At 41.4% G+C, this 1,815-nt stretch carries 2 protein-coding genes; both read right to left on the bottom strand.

Annotation, left to right across the window (positions count from 1 at the left end; genetic code table 11):
- Positions 1 to 36 precede the first annotated feature (36 nt).
- Positions 37 to 477: a pilin gene (locus HMPREF3050_RS04000; RefSeq protein WP_070773572.1), complete on the bottom strand. Its 441-nt coding sequence runs from the start codon at positions 475 to 477 to the stop codon at positions 37 to 39.
- Positions 478 to 597: 120 nt separating this feature from the next.
- Complete coding sequence (locus HMPREF3050_RS03995) at positions 598 to 1,059, bottom strand: pilin (RefSeq protein ID WP_003780165.1); 462 nt, start codon at positions 1,057 to 1,059, stop codon at positions 598 to 600.
- Between the last annotated feature and the right edge of the window lie 756 nt (positions 1,060 to 1,815).

Below are 1,815 nucleotides of genomic sequence, written 5' to 3'. Positions count from 1 at the left end.
CCGACGGGGTGAAAAATACAGTTGCTACGTCTTTAATTACAGCGACAGCAGGTCGCCTTGGCATGAAGCGGTGCGTAATTCTTTGTCCACATTTGTACCGCATTCCCATACTCCCGATCCTACGGTATAGCGGATATTAATTTTTTTATTGGTGATTTTGTCGTTTACGCCACCGCTTTTGAAAGTAACGGTCAGCAGGCATTGGGTTTCAGTCTTTTTCAGAGCAACGTCGTTGACGAAGTTGCCCGTATGTACGCTGGAGGTAAACCAAGGTTTAGTGGCATCGCAAGCATTGATGCCCTCGGTAGAAATAGCCTCGACCAACGGGCTTTTCAGACCGGCAAGGATTTCATGCCCTTCAGTTGCCTGCGCCTTAGCGGTATAGTTGCCGAACAACGGCAGGGCAATGGCGGCAAGTATGCCGAGAATGGCGACGACAATCATCAGTTCGGTAATGGTAAAACCTTGTTGTTTCATACGACGACCTTTAATGAAGTGAGTAGAAAAGGAATCGGTTTGCCCGATTTGCTTGAATAGATGGTAGAAAAGCCCGCCAGAGCGGGCTTTGTTATTCACTATTTATGGAATTTGTCGTTGTTATTTTTTAGCAGCACGGCAAGCAGCAGGTGCTACGTTGTCAGCCAGGTTTGTAGTACAAGCCCAAGCACCAGTTGCAGGAGTCAGTGTCATGGTAATTGTTTTAGTAGCTACTTTATCATTGACACCTTCGGTTGCTGCTTTGAAGGTAGCAGTCAAAGCACAAGTCGCAGCATCACCAGTACCAGCAGCGGCAGGTACAACACCACTTACATATTTACCTGTGCGCACAGAAGAGGTGTACCAAGCAGCATCATTTTTACATGCATTAGCGTTACTGCTTGCAGCCACTGCCTCAACCAAAGGCGTTTTCATACCGCCCAAGAGTTCGTAGCCTTCAGTCGCTTGTGCGCGGGCAGTGTAGTCGCCGTACATAGGCAGGGCGATAGCGGCCAGGATACCGATAATTGCTACGACGATCATCAATTCGATCAGGGTGAAACCTTTTTGGATTGCTTTCATTTAATAAACTCCAGTTTAAAAAGTGTTGTGAATAAAAAAATGTTTGTTGTTAAAAAATCCGTAATGTGTTTGGCTCTGCTTGTTTATGAGTAAAACCATCAAGTAGAAGGAATATACAGCTTCCCGGTTCGGGCTTCGTTGCTTCGCTTCCCTTGCCGGACGTAATGTATCAAGCAGGGGATGTGCCAAGTCTGGATTTTTTTGGATTTTTTATGAAAATATTTTGTAATTTTATGTTTTTAATAGGTTTAAATTTGTTTTGAAGGATTTTTCGGGCAGATTTGGGCTTTTTTATGACGTAGGATTTTTTGGGGAATATGACGTGTTTTGTCATTTTTTGATTTTTTTGGGGGAAGTGAAGAAGACGTTTTGTGTCATGTGCCGTGTTTCGTCACTTTTGAAAGCCGTTTTTAATAATATTTGAATATTTAGACAAGCGGTATTATTTTTTAGATGAACGGTATCTTTAAAATTTAAATATTTTCAATATATTGATTTTTCGAATATTTTTAATATGATATTTTGATATTTGGTATTTATTTGAGATAAACGGTAATTCGAAATGGGAATTTATGAAAATTAATTTAATTTTGAATGGTTGTTTTCAACGCTCGAAGCCTCTTTTAAAAAGGGGATAACCGATAGGGATACCCGTCCTGCCCTTTTTCGATTTTGCACATTATTTTTGGCAGATTCTGCTTGCATTAGCTGATGGCGATAATGATATAGTGGATTAACTAAATCAGGACAAGGCGA

This window comes from Neisseria sp. HMSC065D04, from assembly GCF_001815675.1.
GTDB lineage: Bacteria > Pseudomonadota > Gammaproteobacteria > Burkholderiales > Neisseriaceae > Neisseria.
This window is presented reverse-complemented; position numbering and strand designations above follow the sequence as displayed.